This window comes from Flagellimonas marina, assembly GCF_042651185.1.
In the GTDB taxonomy this organism is placed as follows: Bacteria; Bacteroidota; Bacteroidia; order Flavobacteriales; family Flavobacteriaceae; genus Flagellimonas; species Flagellimonas marina.
On record NZ_JBHSCL010000004.1, the window covers coordinates 98,817 to 122,669 of the forward strand.

The following is a 23,853-nucleotide window of genomic DNA, read 5'->3' on the forward strand; positions in this document are numbered from 1 at the left end:
ATATTAATTAGAGAATGGAAATCCACTGGCTGGATTTGTATCCCAGAACACAGGCACCGCTTGATTTGGTTTCTGTGTAATGTTGGGGTTACTGGTCACAGCTTGGTTAGGATAGTACATGGAACGGGGAAATGCCCCTGGATCCAATTCCCTGTTGGGTTGCAACGTACTGGGATATCCTGTTCTTCTATAAAAATTATAGGCCTCAATACCATTACCGTAGTGGCTAACCAAATATTGCTCAGCAAGTATGTCCCATTGAGCATCGATGTCCCCGTCGGCATCATTGAAAGCAATGATGGTATTGGTAATAAAATTGTTTACATCAGATTCTGTTGGCTCGAATGATAGGTCGGCATTGAGGTCATTGGAAGCAAAGGATCGAGCTTTGGCAATTTGCTTTGTAAGCGCATTTTGAAAATGTGTTGCAGCTTGTCCTGTTTGGTTGGCTGCCATGGCCATTTCCGCTCTCCAGAAGTCAACCATAAAGGCATTCAGAATTGGCGTGATGCCTGTACCACCAGCTCCAAAAGATGCGGGATCGATATTCTGCGCAATTGCAGAAAAAGAGTCATCATCAAAACGTCCACCAGCAGGGTATACACCTACAGTGGTTCTCAACAATCCATCTGGTGGGATACCTTCATCATCTCCATGGTCTCTACCCCAATATCCATTAGGTAAGGCGCAGAAAGTGAATCCGCCGTTAACATAATGTGCAGGAGGAGTCTGTAAAGAACAAGTCAATAATTCCTCATTTGGCGGGAATCCTGATTGCCCTGGCACGTTGATGGTCTGACGATAGAAGTAGTACCGTAACCTAGGGTCATCTGAATTATCCATTAAGTTGGCCATCCAATTGGATACATACGCCCCAGCACCAGCAGAAGCATAATTAATACCGTAATTTGGGTGTCTTGTATCAGGCTGTGAAGCACTGGTACCTGGCCATCTCCAATCTAAATCATCAGCGGTATCCATAATGTAATTGCCACTTGTGATTATTGAGTTGAAACTTGCAGCAGCTGAAGGGTCCACTAATCGGGTCTGAACGTAGATCTTCAATTTCAGCGTATTTGCCGCTTTTACCCATTTTGTATAATCATTTCCATAGAAATAATCATTGGCAGGGTTTGAAGCCGTTTCATTCGTAAAGTTCACAATCGCCCGATCCAACAAGGATAGAGCGGCCTCATAAACGGAGGCTCCGCTATCCAAAGTTGGGTTCAGGATCTCTGGAGCCTGCAGTGCCTCTGTGTAGGGTACATCTCCAAAGAAATCCACCAAGGTAACAATGGTGTATGCTTCAATGAACTGGGCGATTCCCAAATGTCTGGTCAAACCAGCTTCTTCAGCCAAAGGCTGCATTGAGCGAATGTCAAAGAGAATACCCCTATAGGCATTGTCCCATTCATCATCCACATCGATGTCCTGAAAACCACTTTGGTAGTCACGAGAACTGTACGGAACCAAACGGGTAAGTTCGCCACCCAAAACAGAGAATCCGTCTTCGAAAACGTTACCACCTGAAACAAAGTTATCTTGTGGGTCGCCCGTGGCCTCCCCATCTATTTGTCTTGCAAAATCTTCCTGTATTGCGTTCAGGAAGAAATCCGGGCTAGCCTGTTCGGGCGTCAAAAAGTTGGGGTCCTGTGTAAGGTCCAATTCTGTGGACTCACAAGATACCATCAATGACCCTACGAGCAAGGCTGATGCTATATATGTGCTTATGTTTTTCATTTTTATAACTATTTTTTTCATCTTAGAATGTTGCTTTAACACTGAATCCATATCTTCTAGAGCTAGGTCCGTTCAAGAAATCAAATCCAAAACCGTTACCAACACCAGTACCATTTGTGTTAGGGTCAAAATTGGCACCGTCAGGCGTGTTTATGGCATCGTACCATAGGTTGAATCCTGAGACCGTGAAGGACAATGCACCGAAAGGTGTTTTGTCCAAGAACTTCTTGGGAACTGAATATCCCAAGGAAACTTCTTGAAGTCTAAGAACTGTGGCATCGTATACTTGAAGCTCACTTGGACCGAAAAGAATGTTGTTAAAGAAGTAATCCGAGTTGTTGATCTGAACATCATTTGGCTCACCATTACTTTGTTTTACACCAGGTAGGATATACGTGTTTTCCCTGTCAATGGTTTCAACAATCAAACCTCTACCCAGCAACGTACTGATGGTACTTGAGTAGATATCCCCTCCCTGGGTCCAGTTGAACTGGAAGCCCAAATTGAAGTTCTTGAAGCTCAAATTGTTGATGAAGTTCATCATAAAGTCCGCATTTGGGTCTCCGATAATACCATCTTGAGGATCCTGAACATAGTCACCAGATGAATTAGTGACCAAATTACCAGCGTCATCTCTTAAAACACGTGATCCGTAGAAAACACCAAGAGGTTCACCTTCAATAGCCGCGTTACCAAGGTTACCAAAACCAGAGTAAACGATAAGGTCTGTATCTTGACCCAAGTCTTCCACTGTGGTTTCAGTGGCACTGAAGTTCACGTTGGTTCTCCAGTTGAAACCATCGCTATCGCTTCTGATCAAATTCAATCCAAGATCTATCTCTACTCCTTCACCCTTGATCTCACCTACGTTTGTGGTGGTTCTAAAGTAACCTGAAGCTGGATCCAATGGTTGCGTAACGATCAAATCAGTTGTGGTTCTTTGGTAGACAGAAGCATCAAAAGTAATTCTACCATCCCACCATCTGGACTCAACCCCTAGTTCAATCTCTGATACTTGCTCAGGAAGAAGATTAGGGTTGCCCAATGTTAAAGGAGTAGTATTGGTCACGATATTTCTACCGGTGTTATCTTGAAAATCCTGAGTGTCCAAAGCAAGCCTTGAAGCAATAGGGTAAGAATCTGAGTTCTGGTCAGGGAAACCTGCAGAGGTTCCGTAACCTGCCCTAATCTTAAGATAGTTCAATGCATCACCTTTCAGGCCGTCAAACGCCGTTGTGGGCACAAAGGACAAACTCGCACTAGGATAGAACAAGGCTCTGTTCTCTTTATCCAAGTTTGATACCCAGTCGTTTCTTCCGGCAAGGGTAACGAACACAATGTTGTCATAATCAAATTCCACCTGTCCATACAGACCGATCACGTTACGTTCTGATGTTTGCTGAATCTCGTTCTGGTTCAAGAAGTTGAAGTGGCGGAGCACTCCAAAGACCTGTTGGCCATCACTGGAAACACCATTTTGACTGAAGACTTCCCTTCTTCCGTTGAAACCGATGTTAAATGTACTTCCAACGGTTTCGGTCAGATCAAAGTCACCGTTTAGGGCCAAGTTGTGGTCCCATATGGTATTGGTGTTGTTCCAAGTTTCATAGATACCACTCTGTAATCTGATATCGTTACTGTTACTGTTCACACCACCTTTGTTCTGGTAGTTGGTGTTGTTCTCACTATAGTTGTCAATACCTACCCTATACACCAAGTTAAGGTTTTCACTTAGATCGTATTGGATACCTAGGTTACCGAACACCCTATTGGTTTCTTGTTGTGTACCGGAGTTGTTCACGGTCCACAATGGGTGCTGGATGGAGTTATTCTGACGGTAGTATACGCTACCTCCAGTAATTGGGTCTTGGTATGGTAGACCAAGTACATCCACGGAACGGGGTGTAAAGTACAAATCCCCGAATACTGATGAACCACCACCTGTGGCACCGTTACCTTGAGACAGGGCAACTGGAGGGGAGATGAACTTGGTGCGGGCATAGTTAAGTGCACCGGAAACGGTGAACTTGTTGCTCAATACCGCTCTACCTCCAATACCAAAGTTGTTCCTGTTCAAACTGTTCCCGGGAGTAAATCCTTGATCTTTCAAATAACCATAGTTGGCGTTATAGGAAACCTTTCCATCAGATGATGCACCTGATATGTTAATGGAGGTATTGGCAACTGTACCAATTTTAAAGAAGTTTTCAAAACTCTTATAGGGCCTCCACTCGTAACGAGCTCCTTGAAATTCTGGGAAAGCGGCCTGAATGGCAGCTGTTGATGTAGAATAAGGGTGGGGCAGTGTTCCGTTTGAATCGAAAGCGGCACTATTCCCCCAACCGGCAAGTCCTTCTCTTCTAAAGGCAGGTCCCCAGTTACTGAAGAACCATCCGAAGGCCTGGTCGAAACCGTTACCATACTCATCCTGATATTCTGGTTGTGAAGCAATTTCATTGAAGAACATGGAAGAAGTGACCGTAATCTCGGTCTTCTTTGCTCCTTGTCCTCCTGCTCCCGCTTTGGTGGTGATCAAGATTACACCGTTTCTACCCAAAGATCCATATAATGTAGAGGCTGCAAGACCTTTCAGTACGTTCACGCTCTCAATACTGTTTGGGTCCAAATCCAAGAACCTACTGGAACCGTTGTTACCGTTGATGAAATCCTGACGGCTACCTTGTCTACCAGAAGGGTTGGTATCCCCGTTGAATGGAACACCATCCACAATGAACAAGGGTTGGTTACTCTGGCTAAAGGAGTTGAAACCACGAATGATGATGTTGGTACCTGATCCAGATAGACCACTCTGTTGGGTAATGTTCACCCCAGAGGCCTTACCCATTAGGACACGTCCCAAATCACCTTCGGCTTTTTCCTCAAGTTGTTCAGAGCTTACTTCGGCCACCGCATACCCCAAGGCTTGTTTCTCTCTCTTAATACCAAGGGCTGTAACAACAACCTCCTCAAGAGCTTGGGTGTCTTCTTCCATCTGAACATTGATCACACTTCCTGCACCAACAGGCCTACTAGTAGGTCTTTGCCCTATATACGTAAAAAGTAGTGTTTGACCTTGACTTGCACTGATCGAATAGTTACCATCAAAATCCGTTTGGGTACCGTTGGTGGTCCCTTCGACGACAATGTTGACCCCAGGCAACGGAAGGCCATCGGCATCCGTAACAGTACCTGTAATCGTCTTGTCTTGTGCAAAGGATACATGCACAACAAACGCCAATAACAGCGTTAACAATCCATTAAGTTTTGTTCTCATTTTTAAATTATTTGAATTAGCTAGCCGCTAAAATCATAATTTCATGTTAATAATCCAAACTAATTTTACTAAATTTTTAAGATGATGTTAGCAAATGCAAGAACCATAAAATCAACCTGACTATTTAAAGGACTTGTTAATTTTACCCTATAAAAATTAAGTGTTGTTAAAAAAAAGCTGTATTCCGCGGCGGAACGGGCGTTTTGTAACACGGTCTTTGTGCTTGAAAGAAATTAATTGTGTCGCTGCATGGATATACCTTAATATATAATCCATTCCTAAATTTATTTTTTTGGTGTTTGGTATATTATTTGATTTTAACAATCTTTTGAATATAATTTTTATTTAAAGGAGAATCTAAGATTGCGATTATTTTAGTTGAAAAATTTCAGGCGCTTGTTTGACTTTGTAGGAGAAAGAGACATTTGTGGGATTGATTTTACATTTAACTCCTTTATTTTTATATATTTAGAACTAGTTCTCCCATTTGTCAAATTCAAAAAACAATGTGTTATGAAATGCTTAGTAAAATCTACCTCTTTTTTCACCATATCTTTTGCGATATTGTTGATTACTGTAGCCAGTGCACAAGGTAATTTACATTCGCCTGGAGAGGGAGGGGCGTTTACGCAATCTAGGTTGGCCCAGATAAAAGGTTTTGACGCCGAGAATTCTGACCTTGGCAACAATCCATGGATGATGGACCTTTACAATGACATGCGTACCAAGTTTGGCCGTTTGGGCGAAGAAGTGAACCTTACTTTGGAGGATATCGATGGGACTATTTACCTCAACGAAGATTTTACACTTGGTGCCCTGTATGATGAAGGAGTGGTGTTTAAGAGAATTTATCTCCGCTACGATGCTTACAATGATGAGGTGGAGTTGAAAACTTCACTGGGAGACGATGTGGTGCGTTCTATGGTAAAACATCCAAAGTACTCTTGTTCCATTGATGGTGATAAATTTGTCTATATCGATTATGTAAGAGAAGACGGTGAATTGCAAAGCGGATATTTGCAACCATTGGGTTATGGAGGTGATTACATTCTGTATAAAAAGCAAATTAAGGTGTTTAAAGAGGGAAAACCTGCAAAGACTTCACTGGACAACTCATTCCCACACCGATTTTTAGACAAGACCGAGTATTATGTTTCCACAAATAGAGGAGCCCCTAAATATTTGAAAACCAAAAAATCAGATGTACTTTCCTTGTTTTCGGATGACGATTACAGCGAAATAAAGAAATATGTGAAAGGCAAGCACCTTGATTTTGGTGACAGTAGGGATTTAATGAACCTTTTTGCCTACGCCAATACCTTATAAAACGTAATTTTAATTCAAATAAAAGCTAACAGATGACAATGAAAAAGAAACAGATCTTAGGAGCACTTATCGCTCTTGGAACTTTTGTAACAGTAAGTGCCCAAGGAAGTATCCACGTGCAAGGAGAAGGGGGTGTTTTTACCGCTGATAGACTTGCCCTTTTGAAAAGCGGTGAAGGCGGAGGTTTGGGCAATAACCCTGCGATGATGGATCTTTACAACGATATGCGAATGAAGTTTGGTCGCCTGGGCGAAGAAGTCAAGCTTACCTTGGACGATATTGATGGAAGTATCTACCCAAATGAAAACTTCACTCTTGGTACACTGTATGAAGATGGAGAGGCCTTCAAGAAATTATACATGAGGTATGATGCGTACAACGATGAAGTGGAGCTCAAGGAAGCCAAAGATGATGATGTTGTTCGCGCTATGGTTCAACACCCAAAGTACTCTTGTTCAATGAATGGGGAAGTCTACCAGTTCATAGGGTATAAAAATGAAGACGGCGAATCAAAAAGAGGATATTTAATGCCATTGACGGCTGGTGAGAATTACGCTCTCTTTATGAAGCAAATCAAAGTTTTTAAAGAAGGGAAGCCAGCAAAAACCTCATTGGACAATTCTTTCCCTCATCGTTTTTTGGATAAAACGGAATTTTATGTGTCCAAATCGGGTGATGTGCCCGTTTTTGTAAAGACCCGAAAGTCAAGCATACTGTCCTTGTTTTCCGATGAGGATCAAAAGACTATGAAGAACTACATAAGGGATAAGCGCCCCAATTTAAATGATAAGGATGATTTGCAAAATCTTTTCGCTTATGCCAATGCCTTATAAGAATCAGTCAACAGAATCCAAAAATTACAAATGATGAGAAAGTTGGTTTTTACAGTTGCTCTAGTTGTTTTTATCGCTACAGATTTTTTAGCGCAGAACAAGATTATTCAACCATGGGGGGTGTCTCCCGGTGAGTATACAAAATTGGAGGAGTTTGGAAACAATCCAGCTTCAATGTTTTTCTATAGTGATATGCGAATCAAGTTTGGTCGTTTGGGAGAAGAAGTCAACCTTACCTTGGATGATATTGATGGGACCATATATCTCAATGAAAATTTCACTTTAGGAACCCTTTACGATGAAGGTGAAGCCTTCAAAAAATTGTATATGCGCTACGATGCCTATAATGATGAAGTGGAGCTCAAAGAAAGCTTGGACTCCGATGTGGTGCGTTCCATGCTAAAGCATCCCATATATTCCTGCTCCGTGAACGGAAATGAGTATTATTACAGTACATATATTGATGAGGACGGGAATTCCCAAAAGGGGTACCTGACACCGGTGGTGACCGGGGAGGACTATACCCTTCTTGTAAAACACAGGAAAGTGTTCAAAGAAGGAAAACCCGCTAAAACCTCGTTGGACAACTCTTTTCCACACCGCTTTTTGGATAAAACAGAATATTACGTTTCTCGAAACAGCGAGACGCCTGTTTTTATGAAGACTCGCAAATCTGATGTGCTTTCCATGTTTTCGGAGCAAGATCAGAAAGTGATAAAAGGCTACATGAAGGATAAACGCTCCAATGTGGGTGACCACCAAGATTTATTGAACCTATTTGCATATGGCAATTCGTTGCAATAAGATTGAATTCATGTCAAATTTTGAATGTACTTAAGATTTTTATTGTAACTTATAGGAGAGAGTTTCAATTGCACCGTAGGACGATGACAAAGGTGTAAACGTTTCGCACTGGGCGGACGTAGTTCTGTTAATACACTTAAAACTAAGCAAATGAAAAAGCAACTGATTTCTTGTTTTGTGCTCCTGCTGGGGGTGTCGGCTTTTGGTCAATACCAATTGATGAATCCTGCATTTGCCCCTGGAGGGGATAGGGATGGAAGGGCGGCGCTGGGCCTTTGTTGTACCTCCCAAGCGTCTTTGGGCAATAATCCCTCAGTAATGAACTTTTTCTCTGACCTGAGGAATAAGTTTGGGGATGTCACCTTCACCAAAACAGACGGGTATGCCAAAGTGCAGGGAAGTGCCTATTATGTAAAAGAATTTAAAAAGGCCGCCATCTATGACAAAGGAGAAGAAGTGGCTGAATTTTATGTGCGCTACGATGCATTTAACGATGACTTGGAGGTGAAGCGAAACAAGCATAGTCTCACAAAAGAGTCACTTATAAGGGATAGGGATGTTTCATGTGTGGTGGATGGCCGAGAATATAAATATATGTCGTTCATGGACGATAACGGTGATATGGTAGAGGGGTATGTGGTTACCATTTATTCGGGGAATACCTACACCGTATATGAAAGGTTGCGTAAGACCTATCGTGAGGGAAGATATGCAAAGACCTCCCATGGCACCGATTTTCCACCCCGATTTTCAGACAAAACGGAGTACTACGTGGCAGTAGCCAATGACGCACCGGTTTATGCTAAATTGAACAAGAAAAAAATATTGGACTTCTTCGAGGGCTCTTCAAAGAAAGAACTGGCAAAGTACATTAAGAAAAAAGGTATCGGTTTTAAGGATGCGCAAGATTTAGTATCCGTCTTTAGAAAAGCTGATGCTATGGGCAATACAATAGAAGTGGCCAGTAACTAAAAATGAACAAAAATTATGAGTCAAAGCACCTTCGCGGGTGCTTTTTTTGTTGCAACACATTCGTTTGTTTCTTTTTTCACAGAATCAAATACGGTGTTTGCAAAATAGGGGCCATGCTGGTTTTTCCTTTCCCGATTTAAAAGTACTCTTAAGTGTTTCAATAGTCGTAGATTGAAAATAAAAGATGGTCAAAACTAGCCGTTTCCTGTTTTTCTTGCTTCTTGTTTATGCACTTTTCCATTTGCATCAGGGTTTTGCACAAAGCGAAGGATATTCCAGCACATTGAGGTCTGTTGGCCCCGTTTGGAACAATGCCACGGCCGCGGCCCACATGAATGAGCTTACCAATAGATTTAGGAACTGGGATGGTAAGCCGATTAAGGTATCGGATATTCGCGGTTCAATGTATTTTGATGAAAATTTTGAGCAAGGCAAAGTGTTCTTGGGTGGTCAATATTACGGAAGTTACCTCATGAGGCATAATGCCTATGCGGATGAGATCGAGGCAAAAAGAAGTCGGCAACATGACCCCGAGGTCATTTCAAAGAGCACTCGATTGTCTTTTGTGATCGGTAATGAAAAGTATGTCTTGAAGCGTTTCTTGGATGCCGATAAAAATTTAGTTGAAGGCTATCTCTCTGAACTGGTTTTGGGAAACGCATACAGCCTGTACCATAGAAAAGTCAAATATTTTAAAGAGGGGAAAAAACCTGAAACCTCATTCCATCAACCAGTGCCTCCTCAATTTTTGGATTCCAATACATATTACATTGTGGTGGAGGGTAAAAATCCAAAAAGATTTAAAAAGACCAAAAAGTCCCTAATGAAACATATTCCAAAACAAGATCAAGCACTAGTAAGAAAATTTGTAAAAGACAATGCGATCAATTTTAAGGAAATAAATGACTTGATTAAGTTGGTAGCTTTCATGAACACGCTAAATTGATTCCCAAATCACGCAATACCTAATTATTAAGGAGTTGTCGGTTTCTTGTATTGGGTTTATTTTCGGCCATCATATTTGTGGTGAAAAGCGCCAATACCAAGCTTAACATTCATGTGTATTATCTTCAATTTTCAAAAGCATTCGAATATTATTAGAAAAAAAAGGTTGGGCGTTTGAATTATTCCGAAATATCACTACATTTGCAGCCCTCAAAATGAGGGTTATTTAGTTTTTAATAGAAATTTTAATGCCAACAATTTCACAATTAGTACGAAAAGGAAGGGCCACAATTACCAAGAAGAGTAAATCGGCTGCTTTGGATTCGTGTCCTCAAAGAAGAGGGGTTTGTACGCGGGTTTACACCACTACACCTAAAAAACCAAACTCTGCAATGCGTAAAGTTGCAAGGGTAAGGTTAACCAACGGTAAAGAGGTGAACGCATACATCCCTGGTGAAGGACACAACCTCCAAGAGCACTCGATAGTATTGGTTAGAGGTGGAAGAGTAAAGGATTTGCCTGGTGTGCGATATCATATCGTTCGTGGGGCGTTGGATACTGCCGGTGTGGCAGGAAGAACGCAGCGTCGATCTAAATATGGTGCAAAGCGTCCTAAAAAGTAATCAACTTTAAGAAGAAGCGATGAGAAAAAAGCAGGCAAAGAAAAGACCGCTATTACCAGACCCAAGATTTAACGATCAGCTTGTTACACGTTTTGTGAACATGATGATGTGGGATGGTAAAAAATCAGTTGCATTCAAGATTTTCTACGATGCAATTGATATTGTTGACGAAAAGAACACTGACGAAGAAAAAACAGGATTGGAACTTTGGAAAGACGCTCTTTCCAATGTAATGCCACATGTTGAGGTAAGAAGTAGAAGAGTGGGTGGTGCAACATTTCAGATTCCAATGCAGATTCGTCCAGATAGAAAGATATCTACTGCCATGAAATGGTTGATTCTTTACGCAAGAAAGCGTAATGAAAAATCCATGGCGCAAAAATTGGCTTCTGAGATTTTGGCCGCTGCCAAAGAAGAAGGTGCTGCAGTGAAGAAAAGAGTAGATACACACAAAATGGCTGAGGCCAATAAAGCATTCTCACACTTTAGATTCTAATCATTACAATGGGAAGAGATTTAAAATATACAAGGAATATAGGTATTGCAGCTCACATTGATGCTGGTAAAACAACTACTACAGAGCGTATTCTTTTTTATACCGGTGTGAGTCACAAAATTGGTGAGGTGCACGATGGTGCCGCTACCATGGACTGGATGGAGCAAGAGCAGGAGCGTGGGATTACCATTACCTCTGCTGCCACTACCTGTACGTGGAAGTTTCCTATGGAAAATGCACAGCCATTGCCTGATACAAAAGATTACCACTTTAATATTATCGATACTCCCGGACACGTGGACTTTACCGTAGAGGTGAACCGTTCCCTTCGTGTATTGGATGGATTGGTTTTCTTGTTCAGTGCTGTTGATGGTGTTGAACCACAATCAGAAACCAACTGGAGATTGGCCGATAACTATAAGGTGCCGCGTATCGGGTTCGTGAACAAAATGGACCGTCAAGGCTCCAACTTCTTGAACGTGTGCAAGCAAGTTCGTGAAATGTTGGGTTCCAATGCAGTGCCAATTGTACTGCCAATTGGTGATGAAGCTGATTTCAAGGGTATAGTTGACTTGGCCAAAAACAGAGCTGTTGTATGGCACGAAGATAACTTCGGTTCTACCTTTGATGTCGTTGACATTCCTGCAGAAATGCAAGACGAGGTAAAAGAATACAGAGCAGCCTTGATTGAAGCTGTTGCTGAATATGATGAAAACTTGATGGAAAAATTCTTCGAAGATGAAGATTCCATCACCGAGGATGAAGTACACGCTGCTTTGCGTGCCGCAGTTATGGACAGGGCAATCATTCCTATGATCTGTGGTTCATCCTTCAAAAATAAAGGGGTTCAATTCCTTTTGGATGCGGTTTGTCGTTACTTACCTTCTCCTTTGGATAAGGATGATATCATTGGTATCAATCCAGATACTGAAAAAGAAGAAAGAAGGAAGCCGGATCCAAAACAACCGTTTTCTGCGCTTGCCTTTAAGATTGCCACCGATCCTTTCGTAGGTCGTTTGGCTTTCTTTAGAGCTTATTCCGGTCGTTTGGACGCAGGATCTTATATCTTGAACAACCGATCTGGAAACAAAGAGCGTATTTCCCGTATTTACCAAATGCACTCCAATAAACAAAATGCCATTGATTTTATCGAGGCTGGTGATATTGGTGCAGCGGTTGGATTTAAGGATATCAAGACGGGTGACACGCTTTCTGATGAAAAGCATCCAATTGTTTTGGAAAGTATGCAATTCCCTGATCCCGTTATCGGTATCGCAGTTGAGCCTAAAACTAAGGCCGATGTCGATAAATTGGGTATGGCTTTGGCCAAATTGGCTGAAGAAGATCCAACTTTCCAGGTAAAAACCGATGAAGCTTCAGGTCAAACCATTATCTCTGGTATGGGTGAGCTTCACTTGGATATCATTGTTGACCGTTTGAGACGTGAGTTCAAGGTGGAAGTAAACCAAGGTCAACCTCAAGTTGAGTACAAAGAGGCGCTTACTGCAACTGCAAACCATAGAGAAACGTACAAGAAACAAACCGGTGGTCGAGGTAAATTTGCCGATATTGTATTTACTATGGAGCCTTCGGAAGAAGGTAAAGAAGGTCTTGAGTTTGTAAATGAGATCAAAGGAGGTAACATTCCTAAAGAATATATTCCATCTGTTGAAAAAGGATTCAAAGAGGCTATGAAAAATGGTCCTTTGGCAGGATTTGAGATGGATAGTATGAAAGTAACCCTTAAGGATGGATCTTTCCACCCTGTGGATTCTGATTCACTTTCTTTCGAATTGGCCGCCAAGCTTGGTTACAAGTCAGCAGCCAAAGCAGCAAGAGCAGTGTTGATGGAGCCTATCATGAAATTGGAGGTTCTTACACCAGAAGAAAACATGGGTGATATTGTTGGTGACTTGAACCGAAGAAGAGGTCAAGTAAACAGCATGGATGATAGAGCAGGGGCAAAAGTGGTAAAAGCTATTGTTCCCCTATCCGAAATGTTTGGGTATGTAACCGCATTGAGGACTTTGTCTTCTGGTCGAGCTACATCTACAATGGAATTTTCACACTATGCCGAAACTCCTTCCAATATTGCGGAAGAGGTTATTAAAGCAGCTAAAGGAGTAACCGCTTAATTTTCAGCAAGATGAGTCAAAAAATTAGAATAAAATTGAAATCTTACGATCACAATTTGGTGGACAAATCTGCTGAAAAGATCGTGAAAACAGTAAAAACAACAGGTGCTGTGGTAACTGGACCCATTCCATTGCCAACGCACAAAAAGATATTTACGGTTTTGCGTTCACCTCACGTGAACAAGAAATCTAGAGAGCAGTTCCAATTGAGTTCTTACAAGAGATTGTTGGATATTTACAGCTCTTCATCAAAAACCATCGATGCCCTTATGAAGCTTGAGCTTCCCAGTGGTGTTGAGGTGGAGATTAAAGTCTGATAAGTTTCTGCCCTAGAGTAGGGACGAACATGTCCTGAACGATGGTTCAGGAAAAACGGTGAAAGAAAAAAATCTGGGTCAGAGCAGAGTCTTTTCTTGACCCAATTTTTTTGCCAAGAAATTGGCTGGAATATTGAAAGTTTAGATTGTCCCCTTCAGGGGACTTTAGGGGTGTCCAAAAGGATTTCCTTAAGTGAAATGGAATTTAATTTTAATTGTAAATAAATATGTCTGGGTTAATAGGAAAAAAAATCGGCATGACCAGCATCTTTGACGAGAATGGAAAAAATGTTCCATGTACCGTTCTTGAAGCTGGACCATGTGTGGTTACCCAAGTCAGAACCGAAGAGGTTGACGGGTACAAAGGCCTTCAACTTGGTTTCGATGACAAGGCAGAAAAACGTGCAAACAAGGCCGAAACGGGTCACTTTAAAAAAGCAGGTGCTTCTCCAAAGAAAAAAGTCGTTGAGTTCCAAGGATTTGAGGGTGAATACAAGTTGGGAGATACCGTAGGTGTTGACATTTTCATGGAAGGTGAGTTTGTTGACGTTGTTGGAACATCCAAAGGAAAAGGTTTCCAGGGGGTTGTAAAACGTCATGGTTTTGGTGGTGTTGGTCAAGCAACCCACGGTCAGCATAACCGATTGAGAGCCCCTGGTTCCATCGGTGCTGCTTCATACCCTGCCCGAGTTTTCAAAGGAATGAAAATGGCCGGTAGAATGGGTGGAGAAAGAGTGACCGTGCAAAACTTAAGAGTATTGAAAGTGGTTCCAGAGAAAAACCTTTTGGTTGTAAAAGGTTGTGTGCCTGGTCACAAAAATTCATATGTAACTATTCAAAGGTGGCAATAATGAAGGTAGCAGTTTTAGATATCAAAGGAAAAGAGACCGGAAGAAAAGTAGACCTTTCTGACGATGTTTTTGCCATAGAGCCCAATGAGCATGCCATCTATTTGGATGTTAAGCAATATTTGGCCCATCAAAGACAAGGTACGCATAAGGCAAAGGAAAGAGCTGAGATTGCCGGAAGTACCCGTAAAATCAAAAAACAAAAGGGAACTGGTACCGCAAGAGCAGGTAGCATTAAGTCCCCTGTGTTTAGAGGAGGTGGTAGAATCTTTGGTCCAAGACCAAAGGATTATACCCAAAAATTAAACAAAAACGTAAAGCGATTGGCCCGTAAATCGGCCTTGAGCCTTAAATCCAAAGACAAAGCTTTAGTGGTTGTTGAGGACTTCAATTTTGAAGCACCAAAGACCAAGGATTTTGTTGCTTTTTTGACCTCTTTGGGCCTTGAAAACAAAAAGTCTCTTATTGTGTTGGGTGATACAAATAATAACGTATATTTGTCGTCGCGTAATTTGGAACGCTCCGAAGTCGTAACTGGTTCACAATTAAATACTTACAAAATAGTTAACGCTAACAGTTTAGTATTGACCGAAAGCGCTTTGGAAGGAATTGAATCGAATCTAAAGAAATAAGAATATCATGAGTGTGTTGATAAGACCGATAATTACGGAAAAGATGACCGCTGATAGCGAGCTTTTCAATCGTTATGGTTTCTATGTTGACCCAAAGGCCAACAAATTGGAGATCAAAGACGCTGTTGAAGCCACTTATGGTGTTTCTGTTGAAAAGGTAAGAACCATGAATTATGGTCCAAGCCGTAAGAGTCGTTATACAAAAACCGGAATCCAGCACGGTAAGACAAATGCCATGAAGAAAGCAATTGTTGATGTGGCTGAAGGTGATATTATTGATTTTTACAGTAATCTATAAAGACGAGAAATGTCAGTTAGAAAATTAAAACCGATAACCCCTGGGCAGCGTTTTAGAGTAGTAAACGGATTTGACGCGATTACTACTGATAAGCCGGAGAAAAGCTTGCTTGCTCCGTTAAAAAAGTCAGGTGGTAGGAACAGTCAAGGAAAAATGACCATGCGCCATAGAGGTGGGGGTCATAAAAGAAGATATCGAATCATCGATTTCAAAAGGGATAAACAAGGTGTGGAGGCCACTGTGCAATCCATTCAGTATGATCCCAATAGAACTGCATTTATCGCTTTGGTGGAATACACCGATGGAGAAAAAAGATATGTAGTTGCCCAAAATGGGATGCAAGTAGGTCAGGCTATCCAATCTGGAACTGGTTCTGCTCCTGAGATTGGAAATGCACTTCCTTTGAGTGAAATTCCTTTGGGTACTATTATCTCTTGCATAGAATTGAGACCTGGTCAGGGAGCAATCATGGCACGTAGTGCTGGTACTTTTGCCCAGTTGATGGCCAAGGACGGTAAGTTTGTTACCATTAAGCTTCCTTCTGGAGAAACGCGTATGATTTTGGCCACGTGTTTGGCTACGATTGGAGCAGTTTCCAACTCAGACCACCAATTGTTGGTATCTGGTAAAGCAGGTAGAAGCAGATGGTTGGGTAGAAGACCAAGAACAAGACCAGTAGCCATGAACCCAGTAGATCACCCAATGGGTGGTGGTGAAGGAAGGGCTTCCGGAGGTCATCCAAGATCTAGAAACGGTATTCCTGCAAAAGGATTCAGAACCCGTTCCAAGACCAAGGACACCAATAGATATATCATTGAACGTAGAAAGAAATAAAAGAAAAAGTAAATGGCACGTTCGTTAAAAAAAGGACCATACGTTCATTTTAGTTTGGAGAAAAAAGTCCAAGCCAATATAGAATCAGGAAAGAAAACGGTTATCAAAACATGGTCTAGAGCCTCAATGATAACCCCGGATTTTGTGGGACAGACCATCGCAGTGCACAACGGGAGACAATTTGTTCCTGTATATGTAACCGAGAACATGGTAGGTCACAAACTTGGAGAATTTTCACCTACACGATCTTTTAGAGGTCATGCAGGGGCTAAAAACAAAGGTAAAAAGTAAGTAAGCTATGGGAGTTCGTAAAAGACAAATGGCCGAAAGGTTAAAGGAAGAGAAAAAGCAACTTGCTATTGCAAAGCTTAACAATTGCCCAACGTCTCCAAGAAAGATGCGTTTGGTAGCTGATTTGGTTCGAGGAAAACAAGTAGAAATGGCTTTGGCTATTTTGAAGTTCAACCAAAAGGAAGCCTCAAGAAAGTTGGAGAAGCTTTTGCTATCTGCTATCGCCAATTGGGAAGCCAAGAATGAGGAGGCCAATATTGAGGAAGCTGATCTTTACATCAAGGAAATCCGTGTAGACGGAGGAACCATGTTGAAGCGTTTGAGACCAGCTCCCCAAGGAAGGGCTCACAGAATCAGAAAGCGTTCCAATCATGTTACCATGATCTTGGAAGCCAATAACAACGTTCAAAGCTAGAAAATAGAATATGGGACAAAAGACCAATCCAATAGGAAATCGCTTGGGAATTATCAGAGGATGGGAATCCAACTGGTACGGAGGAAACGATTACGGCGATAAGCTGGCTGAGGATGATAAAATAAGAAAGTACGTGCATGCACGTTTGGCCAAGGCCAGTGTATCACGAGTGATTATAGAACGCACCTTGAAATTGATCACCATTACCATTACCACGGCTCGTCCAGGTATCATTATTGGTAAGGGAGGTCAAGAGGTTGATAAACTTAAGGAAGAGCTTAAGAAAATTACCAACAAGGAAGTTCAGATCAATATTCATGAGATCAAGAGACCTGAATTGGATGCCAATTTGGTAGCTGCGAGTGTTGCGAGACAGATTGAGAGCAGGATTTCATACCGTAGAGCAATTAAAATGGCCATTGCAGCTGCAATGCGTATGAATGCAGAAGGTATCAAGATTCAGATTTCCGGACGTTTGAACGGCGCTGAAATGGCACGTTCGGAGTCCTACAAAGAAGGTAGAATTCCATTGTCCACTTTCCGAGCCGATGTGGATTATGCCTTACACGAAGCTCACACTACCTACGGTAGATTGGGCATTAAGGTGTGGATCATGAAGGGTGAGGTTTATGGAAAAAGAGAACTTTCCCCATTGGTAGGATTGAGCAAGAGTCAAGGAGGAAAAGGCGGTAAACAAGATGGTGGTAAAAAACCACGCCGTAGAAAGTAATAAGATAAAGTAAGGTAAGATGTTACAGCCAAAAAGAACGAAATTTCGTAAAGCCCAGAAGGGGCGTATGAAAGGAATCTCACAAAGAGGACACCAGCTTTCCAATGGAATGTTTGGTATAAAGTCCATGGATTCACACTTCATTACTTCCCGTCAAATAGAGGCTGCGCGTATCGCTGCGACAAGATACATGAAGAGACAGGGTCAATTGTGGATCAAGATTTTTCCAGACAAGCCCATCACCAAAAAACCTCTTGAGGTTCGTATGGGTAAGGGTAAAGGTGCTCCAGAATACTGGGTGGCCGTTGTAAAACCAGGAAGAATCATGTTCGAGATTGCCGGGGTTCCCATGGATGTTGCCAAGGAAGCTTTGAGACTAGCGGCTCAAAAATTACCGGTAAAGACCAAGTTTGTCGTAGCAAGGGATTATTCCGCTTAATTTTTAATTGAGAAGAAAGATGAGACAATCAGAAATAAAAGAACTTTCAATTGAAGAGCTAAAGGAGCGTTTGGCTGAGTTCAAAAAACAACATGCAGACCTTAAAATGGCACATGCTGTTACTCCTTTGGAAAATCCTTTACAGATTAGAAAGACGAGAAGGACGGTGGCAAGACTTGCAACAGAATTAACTAAAAGGGAATTACAATAATTGGTTCTGCCTTATGGAAAACAGAAATTTAAGAAAAGAAAGAATAGGCGTTGTTACCAGCAACAAAATGGAGAAATCAATTGTGGTTTCTGAGGTAAAACGAGTAAAGCACCCCATGTACGGGAAATTCGTTTTGAAGACCAAGAAATATGTTGCCCATGACGAAAAGAACGATTGCAACGAAGGTGATACCGTCAAAATAATGGAAACCCGTCCCTTGAGCAAAACAAAATGCTGGAGGTTGGTTGAAATCCTTGAAAGAGCTAAATAATTATGGTACAGCAAGAATCAAGATTAAAGGTTGCGGACAATACTGGTGCAAAAGAAGTTTTGACCATCCGCGTTTTGGGAGGAACAAAAAGAAGATATGCTTCCTTGGGTGACAAAATTGTGGTTACCGTAAAAGAAGCTACTCCAAACGGTACTGTAAAAAAAGGTTCTGTATCAACAGCAGTGGTTGTTCGTACCAAAAAGGAAGTAAGAAGACCAGATGGTTCTTACATCCGTTTTGATGACAATGCCTGTGTATTGTTGAACCCAACCGGCGAAATGAGAGGAACCCGTGTCTTTGGACCGGTTGCAAGAGAGCTTAGGGACAGACAGTTCATGAAGATTGTTTCATTGGCACCTGAAGTGCTGTAATAGAAATATCAGAGAGATGAAGTTGAAAATAAAAACAGGGGATACGGTAAGAGTCATTGCGGGAGACCACAAAGGCAGCGAAGGAAAAGTACTTCGTGTAGACCGTGAAAAGAACAAGGCCATAGTGGAAGGCATCAATGAGGTGTCCAAACACGAAAAGCCAAGTGCTCAGAACCCTCAAGGAGGCATAACAAAGAAGGAAGCTCCCATCCATATTTCTAACCTATCGTTGATCGATCCAAAATCTGGAGACGCAACACGTGTTGGTTACGAAGTGCGCGATGGAAAGAAAGTTAGGGTTTCCAAAAAATCCAATGAAGTAATTTAGTCATGAGCTACATTCCAAGATTAAAGCAAGAATATAAAGAGCGCGTGATCAAGGCGCTTACCGATGAGTTCGGTTATAAAAACGTAATGCAGGTTCCAAAGTTGCAGAAGATTGTTGTAAGCCGTGGAGTTGGAGCTGCAGTATCTGATAAGAAACTTATTGATCATGCTGTGGACGAGTTGACCAATATTACAGGTCAAAAAGCAGTGGCCACTCTTTCCAAGAAGGACGTTGCAACCTTCAAATTGAGAAAAGGAATGCCTATTGGGGCCAAAGTGACCTTGAGAGGTGAGCGCATGTACGAATTTTTGGATCGTTTGATCACAACTGCCCTTCCAAGGGTACGTGATTTCCAAGGGGTAAGAGCTACCGGATTTGACGGTAGAGGAAACTACAACTTAGGAGTTCAAGAGCAGATCATCTTTCCAGAAATCAATATAGACAGAATCAACAGGATCAACGGAATGGATATCACATTTGTGACTTCCGCTGAAACTGATAAAGAAGCAAAATCATTGTTAACCGAATTGGGAGTACCCTTTAAAAAGAACTAGTATGGCCAAGGAATCAATGAAAGCCCGTGAAAGAAAAAGGGCAAAAATGGTTGAGAAATACGCCGAAAAGAGAAAAGCTTTAAAAGAGGCCGGAGATTATGAGGCCTTACAAAAGCTGCCTAAGAATGCATCTCCCGTGCGTATGCGCAACCGTTGCAAATTGACCGGAAGACCAAGAGGGTACATGAGAACCTTCGGTATCTCTAGGGTGATGTTCAGGGAAATGGCCAACAAAGGCTTGATTCCAGGAGTTAAAAAGGCAAGTTGGTAATTTAGATATAGAAAAGAAATGCTTACAGATCCAATTTCAGATTATTTGACCAGAATCAGGAATGCCAGCAAGGCAGGCCATAGGGTAGTGGATATCCCTGGTTCAAACCTTAAGAGACAGATTACCAAAATATTGTTCGATCAAGGCTATATTTTGAGTTATAAGTTCGAGGACGATAAAGTTCAAGGGAACATTAAAATAGCCCTTAAGTACGATAAAGCTACCAAGGAGCCCATTATTAAAAGGCTAGAGCGGGTAAGTAAGCCTGGTCTTCGTAAGTATTCCGGTTCAGGTGACTTACCAAGAGTCTTGAACGGTTTGGGTATTGCCATTGTGTCCACTTCGCACGGAGTGATGACCAGCAAGCAAGCCCAGCAAGAGAATGTAGGTGGTGAAGTATTGTGCTACGTATATTAATTGAGAAAAGAGAAGAAAAATGTCAAGAATAGGTAACAGTCCAGTCGCAATTCCAGAGGGGGTAACCGTAGAGGTCAAAGATGCCTTGGTTACCGTAAAAGGTAAATTGGGAGAACTTACCCAAGATTTCTCAGGAGTTGATGTAAAGGTTGAAGAAGGTAAGGTTTTGGTAGAAAGAGCCTCAGACTCCAAAGAACATAAATCAAAACACGGTTTGTACCGTGCGCTTTTTGCCAATATGGTAAAAGGTGTATCACAAGGTTGGACCAAGGAATTGGAGTTGGTTGGAGTTGGATACAGAGCCAGCAACCAAGGACAGAAGTTGGATTTGGCCCTAGGATTTTCTCATAATATCATTATGGATATTGCACCGGAGGTGAAAATTGAGACCATCTCAGAGAAAGGGAAAAACCCTATTGTAAAATTAACATCTCACGACAAACAATTGGTAGGTCAAGTAGCTGCCAAGATCAGAGGTTTTCGTAAGCCAGAGCCTTACAAAGGAAAAGGTATCAAGTTTGTTGGTGAGCAATTAAGAAGAAAAGCAGGTAAATCAGCTTAATAATTAAGACTATGGGATTATCTAAGACTGAACGAAAATTACGCATCCGAAGAAGAATACGCAAAGTAGCCTCCGGAACTGAAGCAAGACCAAGATTGGCTGTGTTCAGAAGCAATAAAGAAATTTATGCCCAGTTGATTGACGACGTTAAGGGTGTTACCTTGGCCGCTGCCTCATCACGCGATAAAGGTGTGGACGCCAAAGGAACCAAATCTGAAGTCGCCACTGCAGTGGGCAAGGCCATAGCAGAAAAGGCCCTTAAGCTTGGTGTAGAAGCCGTGGCTTTTGACAGAGGTGGAAACCTTTATCACGGAAGAGTAAAATCATTGGCTGAAGGAGCTAGGGAAGCAGGACTAAAATTCTAATAAGACTATGTACCAGAAATACAAAAACGTAGAAATAGTTAAGCCAGGGGGACTGGAGTTGAAAGACCGTTTGGTTGGAGTGCAAAGGGTTACCAAGGTAACAAAAGGTGGTAGAGCCTTTGGTTTTTCAGCAATAGTTGTTGTTGGTGATGAGAACGGAGTTGTTGGACATGGTTTGGGAAAATCCAAAGAAGTAGCCACTGCAATCGCAAAAGCTATTGAGGATGCCAAAAAGAACTTGGTCCGCATTCCATTGACCAAAGCAACACTTCCCCATGAGCAAAAGGGAAAGTATGGAGGTGCCAGGGTTTACATTAAGCCAGCATCTCACGGTACCGGGGTAATTGCCGGTGGTGCTGTTAGAGCGGTATTGGAAGCTGTGGGTGTACAGGATGTATTGTCCAAGTCCCAAGGTTCTTCCAACCCCCACAACGTAGTAAAAGCAACTTTTGATGCTCTTTTGCAATTGAGAAGTGCGGAAACTGTAGCTCAGCAGAGAGGTATTTCTTTGGAAAAAGTCTTTAAAGGATAAAAAGAGGATAATATGTCAAAGATAAAAGTTACACAGGTAAAGAGCGCCATCAAAAAGCCACAGAACCAAAAAAGAACTTTGGAAGCTTTAGGATTGCGCAAGATCGGGCAGGTTGTTGAGCATGATGCAACTCCCAATATCCTTGGAATGGTAAATAAGGTAAAACACTTGGTTTCCACAGAGGAAGCTTAAAATATAAAGGCACATGGATTTACATAATCTTAAACCAGCGAAAGGCGCTGTGCACAAAGAAGGAAAACGTGTAGGTAGAGGAGAAGGCTCTGGAAAAGGAGGCACCGCCACCCGTGGACACAAAGGAGCCAAGTCTAGATCTGGATATTCCAAAAAGATTGGTTTTGAAGGAGGTCAAATGCCTTTGCAAAGACGTGTTCCCAAGTTTGGTTTCACTAACATCAACAGAAAGGAATACAAAGGTATCAACTTGGGTAAATTACAAGAGTTGGTAGACAACGGTGTTATCAAGAAAGAAGTTACTTTTGACATCCTTGTTGAAAACGGTTTGACCCATAAAAACGATTTGGTAAAGATTTTAGGCGATGGCGAGTTAAAAGCCGGTCTAAAGGTATCTGTGCATAAATTTAGTGCTTCCGCAAAAGCTGCTATCGAGAAAGCTGGAGGTGAAGCAATAAGTTTATAAGGAATATTTATAGCATGAAGAAATTTATAGAGACCATATCAAATATCTGGAAAATCGATGAGCTGAGACAGCGTATCATCCTAACCCTTGGGTTGTTGTTGGTATATCGTTTTGGTACCCGTATTGTACTTCCAGGTATAGATACTACCCAATTGTCCCAGTTGGCTTCAAGTACTGATTCGGGTATTTTGGGAATTCTTAATGCTTTCACAGGAGGCGCTTTTGCCAATGCATCTGTATTTGCATTGGGAATTATGCCCTATATCTCCGCCTCCATTGTGGTTCAGTTGATGGGAATAGCCATTCCGTATCTACAGAAACTACAAAAAGAAGGAGAAAGTGGCAGAAAGACCATTAACCAAATTACGCGATGGTTGACCATTGGAATCTGTATCGTTCAAGCTCCTGCATATTTGTACGGTTTGGGTGCACTTGGTGTTCCAGATAGTGCATTTGTTTTGGGTAAGGGACTGGATTTCATTGTTCCATCGGTCATTATTTTGGTGACAGGATGTGTGTTTGCCATGTGGTTGGGTGAAAAGATTACGGATAAAGGAATCGGAAACGGTATTTCACTGTTGATCATGATCGGGATTATTGCCACTATGCCACAGTCCTTTGTTCAGGAATTCGTGTCAAGGACCACCAACAATACCGGAGGTATCATGTTTATGTTGATTGAGGTAATTATATGGTTCTTGGTGATTTTGGCCAGTGTACTTTTGGTGATGGCAGTACGTCAGATTCCAGTACAGTATGCAAGAAGAACTGCCTCTGGTGGATATGAAAAGAACATTATGGGTGCACGCCAGTACATTCCATTAAAATTAAATGCTTCTGGAGTTATGCCCATCATCTTTGCGCAAGCAATCATGTTTGCCCCAAGTTTGTTGGGAAGAACTTTTAACGATACAGCAGTAGGACAATGGATGGAAGTGCAGTTTGCTGATATTTTTGGACTGGCCTACAATATTTTGTTTGCCATTCTGATTATCATTTTCACCTATTTCTATACAGCGATTACTGTACCTACCAACAAAATGGCTGATGATCTAAAACGAAGTGGAGGTTTTATTCCCGGTATTCGTCCTGGAAAGGAGACTGGGGATTATTTGGATAAGATCATGTCATTGATCACATTACCTGGATCGATATTCTTAGCGCTGTTGGCCGTTTTGCCAGCAGTTGTGGTAAAGTTGATGGATGTACAGGCAGGTTGGGCCTTGTTTTATGGAGGAACCTCTCTGTTGATTATGGTAGGTGTGGCAATAGATACGGTACAACAGGTAAATTCCTATTTGTTGAACAGGCATTATGATGGCCTAATGAAGACCGGAAAAAACAGAAAAGTAGCATAATAC

At 41.8% G+C, this 23,853-nt stretch carries 32 protein-coding genes; 30 read left to right on the forward strand and 2 right to left on the reverse strand.

The annotated features are described in order from the left end of the window. Nucleotides 1-3: 3 nt before the first annotated feature. Together ACFOWS_RS03940 and ACFOWS_RS03945 are read right to left on the reverse strand one after the other, a co-directional pair. A complete protein-coding gene (locus tag ACFOWS_RS03940) occupies nt 4-1,740 on the reverse strand; it encodes a SusD/RagB family nutrient-binding outer membrane lipoprotein (protein ID WP_379762681.1) in 1,737 nt (578 codons plus the stop codon). A gap of 22 nt (nt 1,741-1,762) precedes the next feature. Next, complete coding sequence (locus tag ACFOWS_RS03945) at nt 1,763-5,014, reverse strand: SusC/RagA family TonB-linked outer membrane protein (RefSeq protein WP_379762682.1); 3,252 nt, start codon at nt 5,012-5,014, stop codon at nt 1,763-1,765. Nucleotides 5,015-5,527: 513 nt separating this feature from the next. On the opposite strand from ACFOWS_RS03945, the gene ACFOWS_RS03950 reads away from it, so the two are divergent. The 30 genes from ACFOWS_RS03950 (at nt 5,528) to secY (ending at nt 23,850) form a co-directional block, all read left to right on the forward strand. Beyond that, a complete protein-coding gene (locus tag ACFOWS_RS03950; protein WP_379762683.1) occupies nt 5,528-6,340 on the forward strand; it encodes a hypothetical protein in 813 nt (270 codons plus the stop codon). A 38-nt stretch (nt 6,341-6,378) separates the two neighbouring features. Continuing rightward, the gene (locus ACFOWS_RS03955; protein ID WP_379762684.1) at nt 6,379-7,173 is read left to right on the forward strand and encodes a hypothetical protein; all 795 of its coding nucleotides are present in this window, start codon (nt 6,379-6,381) and stop codon (nt 7,171-7,173) included. Nucleotides 7,174-7,203: 30 nt separating this feature from the next. Further along, complete coding sequence (locus ACFOWS_RS03960) at nt 7,204-7,977, forward strand: hypothetical protein (RefSeq protein WP_379762685.1); 774 nt, start codon at nt 7,204-7,206, stop codon at nt 7,975-7,977. Nucleotides 7,978-8,127: 150 nt separating this feature from the next. After that, the gene (locus ACFOWS_RS03965) at nt 8,128-8,949 is read left to right on the forward strand and encodes a hypothetical protein (protein ID WP_379762686.1); all 822 of its coding nucleotides are present in this window, start codon (nt 8,128-8,130) and stop codon (nt 8,947-8,949) included. A 184-nt stretch (nt 8,950-9,133) separates the two neighbouring features. Beyond that, nucleotides 9,134-9,895, forward strand: coding sequence for a hypothetical protein (locus ACFOWS_RS03970; RefSeq protein WP_379762687.1), 762 nt, complete (start codon nt 9,134-9,136; stop codon nt 9,893-9,895). 247 nt (nt 9,896-10,142) lie between these two features. Next, entirely contained in the window at nt 10,143-10,517 is a 375-nt protein-coding gene (gene rpsL, locus ACFOWS_RS03975) for a 30S ribosomal protein S12 (protein WP_013305196.1), read from the forward strand. A gap of 19 nt (nt 10,518-10,536) precedes the next feature. After that, complete coding sequence (gene rpsG / locus ACFOWS_RS03980) at nt 10,537-11,013, forward strand: 30S ribosomal protein S7 (RefSeq protein WP_036379861.1); 477 nt, start codon at nt 10,537-10,539, stop codon at nt 11,011-11,013. Nucleotides 11,014-11,021: 8 nt separating this feature from the next. Next, nucleotides 11,022-13,148: an elongation factor G gene (gene fusA, locus ACFOWS_RS03985; protein WP_366590836.1), complete on the forward strand. Its 2,127-nt coding sequence runs from the start codon at nt 11,022-11,024 to the stop codon at nt 13,146-13,148. 11 nt (nt 13,149-13,159) lie between these two features. Further along, nucleotides 13,160-13,465, forward strand: a complete 306-nt coding sequence (gene rpsJ, locus ACFOWS_RS03990) for a 30S ribosomal protein S10 (RefSeq protein WP_007094989.1) — start codon at nt 13,160-13,162, stop codon at nt 13,463-13,465. A gap of 227 nt (nt 13,466-13,692) precedes the next feature. Then, a complete protein-coding gene (gene rplC / locus ACFOWS_RS03995; RefSeq protein WP_366590835.1) occupies nt 13,693-14,316 on the forward strand; it encodes a 50S ribosomal protein L3 in 624 nt (207 codons plus the stop codon). Beyond that, nucleotides 14,316-14,945, forward strand: a complete 630-nt coding sequence (gene rplD, locus ACFOWS_RS04000; RefSeq protein ID WP_366590834.1) for a 50S ribosomal protein L4 — start codon at nt 14,316-14,318, stop codon at nt 14,943-14,945. The genes rplC and rplD overlap by 1 nt, the downstream gene beginning before the upstream one ends. A gap of 7 nt (nt 14,946-14,952) precedes the next feature. Continuing rightward, nucleotides 14,953-15,243: a 50S ribosomal protein L23 gene (gene rplW, locus ACFOWS_RS04005; protein ID WP_366590833.1), complete on the forward strand. Its 291-nt coding sequence runs from the start codon at nt 14,953-14,955 to the stop codon at nt 15,241-15,243. A gap of 9 nt (nt 15,244-15,252) precedes the next feature. Then, nucleotides 15,253-16,077: a 50S ribosomal protein L2 gene (gene rplB, locus ACFOWS_RS04010; protein WP_366590832.1), complete on the forward strand. Its 825-nt coding sequence runs from the start codon at nt 15,253-15,255 to the stop codon at nt 16,075-16,077. Nucleotides 16,078-16,089: 12 nt separating this feature from the next. After that, entirely contained in the window at nt 16,090-16,368 is a 279-nt protein-coding gene (rpsS, locus tag ACFOWS_RS04015) for a 30S ribosomal protein S19 (protein ID WP_036379848.1), read from the forward strand. 7 nt (nt 16,369-16,375) lie between these two features. Continuing rightward, nucleotides 16,376-16,783 carry a 50S ribosomal protein L22 gene (rplV, locus tag ACFOWS_RS04020; RefSeq protein WP_207096766.1) on the forward strand — a complete coding sequence of 136 codons (408 nt, stop codon included), beginning with the start codon at nt 16,376-16,378 and terminating at the stop codon, nt 16,781-16,783. 10 nt (nt 16,784-16,793) lie between these two features. Continuing rightward, a complete protein-coding gene (gene rpsC / locus ACFOWS_RS04025) occupies nt 16,794-17,513 on the forward strand; it encodes a 30S ribosomal protein S3 (protein WP_136565619.1) in 720 nt (239 codons plus the stop codon). A gap of 19 nt (nt 17,514-17,532) precedes the next feature. Beyond that, complete coding sequence (gene rplP, locus ACFOWS_RS04030; RefSeq protein WP_275650722.1) at nt 17,533-17,952, forward strand: 50S ribosomal protein L16; 420 nt, start codon at nt 17,533-17,535, stop codon at nt 17,950-17,952. Between the two features lie 19 nt (nt 17,953-17,971). After that, on the forward strand, nt 17,972-18,163 hold the full coding sequence (gene rpmC / locus ACFOWS_RS04035) for a 50S ribosomal protein L29 (protein ID WP_014032004.1): 192 nt from the start codon (nt 17,972-17,974) through the stop codon (nt 18,161-18,163). 13 nt (nt 18,164-18,176) lie between these two features. Then, complete coding sequence (gene rpsQ, locus ACFOWS_RS04040; protein WP_014032003.1) at nt 18,177-18,434, forward strand: 30S ribosomal protein S17; 258 nt, start codon at nt 18,177-18,179, stop codon at nt 18,432-18,434. A 2-nt stretch (nt 18,435-18,436) separates the two neighbouring features. After that, nucleotides 18,437-18,805 carry a 50S ribosomal protein L14 gene (gene rplN, locus ACFOWS_RS04045; protein ID WP_036379836.1) on the forward strand — a complete coding sequence of 123 codons (369 nt, stop codon included), beginning with the start codon at nt 18,437-18,439 and terminating at the stop codon, nt 18,803-18,805. Between the two features lie 16 nt (nt 18,806-18,821). Beyond that, on the forward strand, nt 18,822-19,133 hold the full coding sequence (gene rplX / locus ACFOWS_RS04050) for a 50S ribosomal protein L24 (RefSeq protein WP_036379834.1): 312 nt from the start codon (nt 18,822-18,824) through the stop codon (nt 19,131-19,133). A 2-nt stretch (nt 19,134-19,135) separates the two neighbouring features. Further along, the gene (gene rplE / locus ACFOWS_RS04055; RefSeq protein ID WP_366590829.1) at nt 19,136-19,687 is read left to right on the forward strand and encodes a 50S ribosomal protein L5; all 552 of its coding nucleotides are present in this window, start codon (nt 19,136-19,138) and stop codon (nt 19,685-19,687) included. A 1-nt stretch (nt 19,688) separates the two neighbouring features. Beyond that, the gene (rpsN, locus tag ACFOWS_RS04060) at nt 19,689-19,958 is read left to right on the forward strand and encodes a 30S ribosomal protein S14 (protein WP_036379829.1); all 270 of its coding nucleotides are present in this window, start codon (nt 19,689-19,691) and stop codon (nt 19,956-19,958) included. An 18-nt stretch (nt 19,959-19,976) separates the two neighbouring features. Then, the gene (gene rpsH / locus ACFOWS_RS04065) at nt 19,977-20,375 is read left to right on the forward strand and encodes a 30S ribosomal protein S8 (RefSeq protein ID WP_366590828.1); all 399 of its coding nucleotides are present in this window, start codon (nt 19,977-19,979) and stop codon (nt 20,373-20,375) included. Nucleotides 20,376-20,394: 19 nt separating this feature from the next. Continuing rightward, nucleotides 20,395-20,937 carry a 50S ribosomal protein L6 gene (gene rplF / locus ACFOWS_RS04070; RefSeq protein WP_366590827.1) on the forward strand — a complete coding sequence of 181 codons (543 nt, stop codon included), beginning with the start codon at nt 20,395-20,397 and terminating at the stop codon, nt 20,935-20,937. A gap of 11 nt (nt 20,938-20,948) precedes the next feature. Continuing rightward, nucleotides 20,949-21,302: a 50S ribosomal protein L18 gene (gene rplR / locus ACFOWS_RS04075; protein WP_366590826.1), complete on the forward strand. Its 354-nt coding sequence runs from the start codon at nt 20,949-20,951 to the stop codon at nt 21,300-21,302. 7 nt (nt 21,303-21,309) lie between these two features. Next, nucleotides 21,310-21,834, forward strand: coding sequence for a 30S ribosomal protein S5 (rpsE, locus tag ACFOWS_RS04080; protein ID WP_036379820.1), 525 nt, complete (start codon nt 21,310-21,312; stop codon nt 21,832-21,834). Between the two features lie 12 nt (nt 21,835-21,846). Continuing rightward, on the forward strand, nt 21,847-22,026 hold the full coding sequence (rpmD, locus tag ACFOWS_RS04085; RefSeq protein ID WP_067029297.1) for a 50S ribosomal protein L30: 180 nt from the start codon (nt 21,847-21,849) through the stop codon (nt 22,024-22,026). A 13-nt stretch (nt 22,027-22,039) separates the two neighbouring features. Then, nucleotides 22,040-22,492, forward strand: a complete 453-nt coding sequence (gene rplO / locus ACFOWS_RS04090) for a 50S ribosomal protein L15 (RefSeq protein ID WP_379762688.1) — start codon at nt 22,040-22,042, stop codon at nt 22,490-22,492. 14 nt (nt 22,493-22,506) lie between these two features. Beyond that, nucleotides 22,507-23,850, forward strand: coding sequence for a preprotein translocase subunit SecY (secY, locus tag ACFOWS_RS04095; RefSeq protein WP_379762689.1), 1,344 nt, complete (start codon nt 22,507-22,509; stop codon nt 23,848-23,850). Nucleotides 23,851-23,853: the final 3 nt, after the last annotated feature.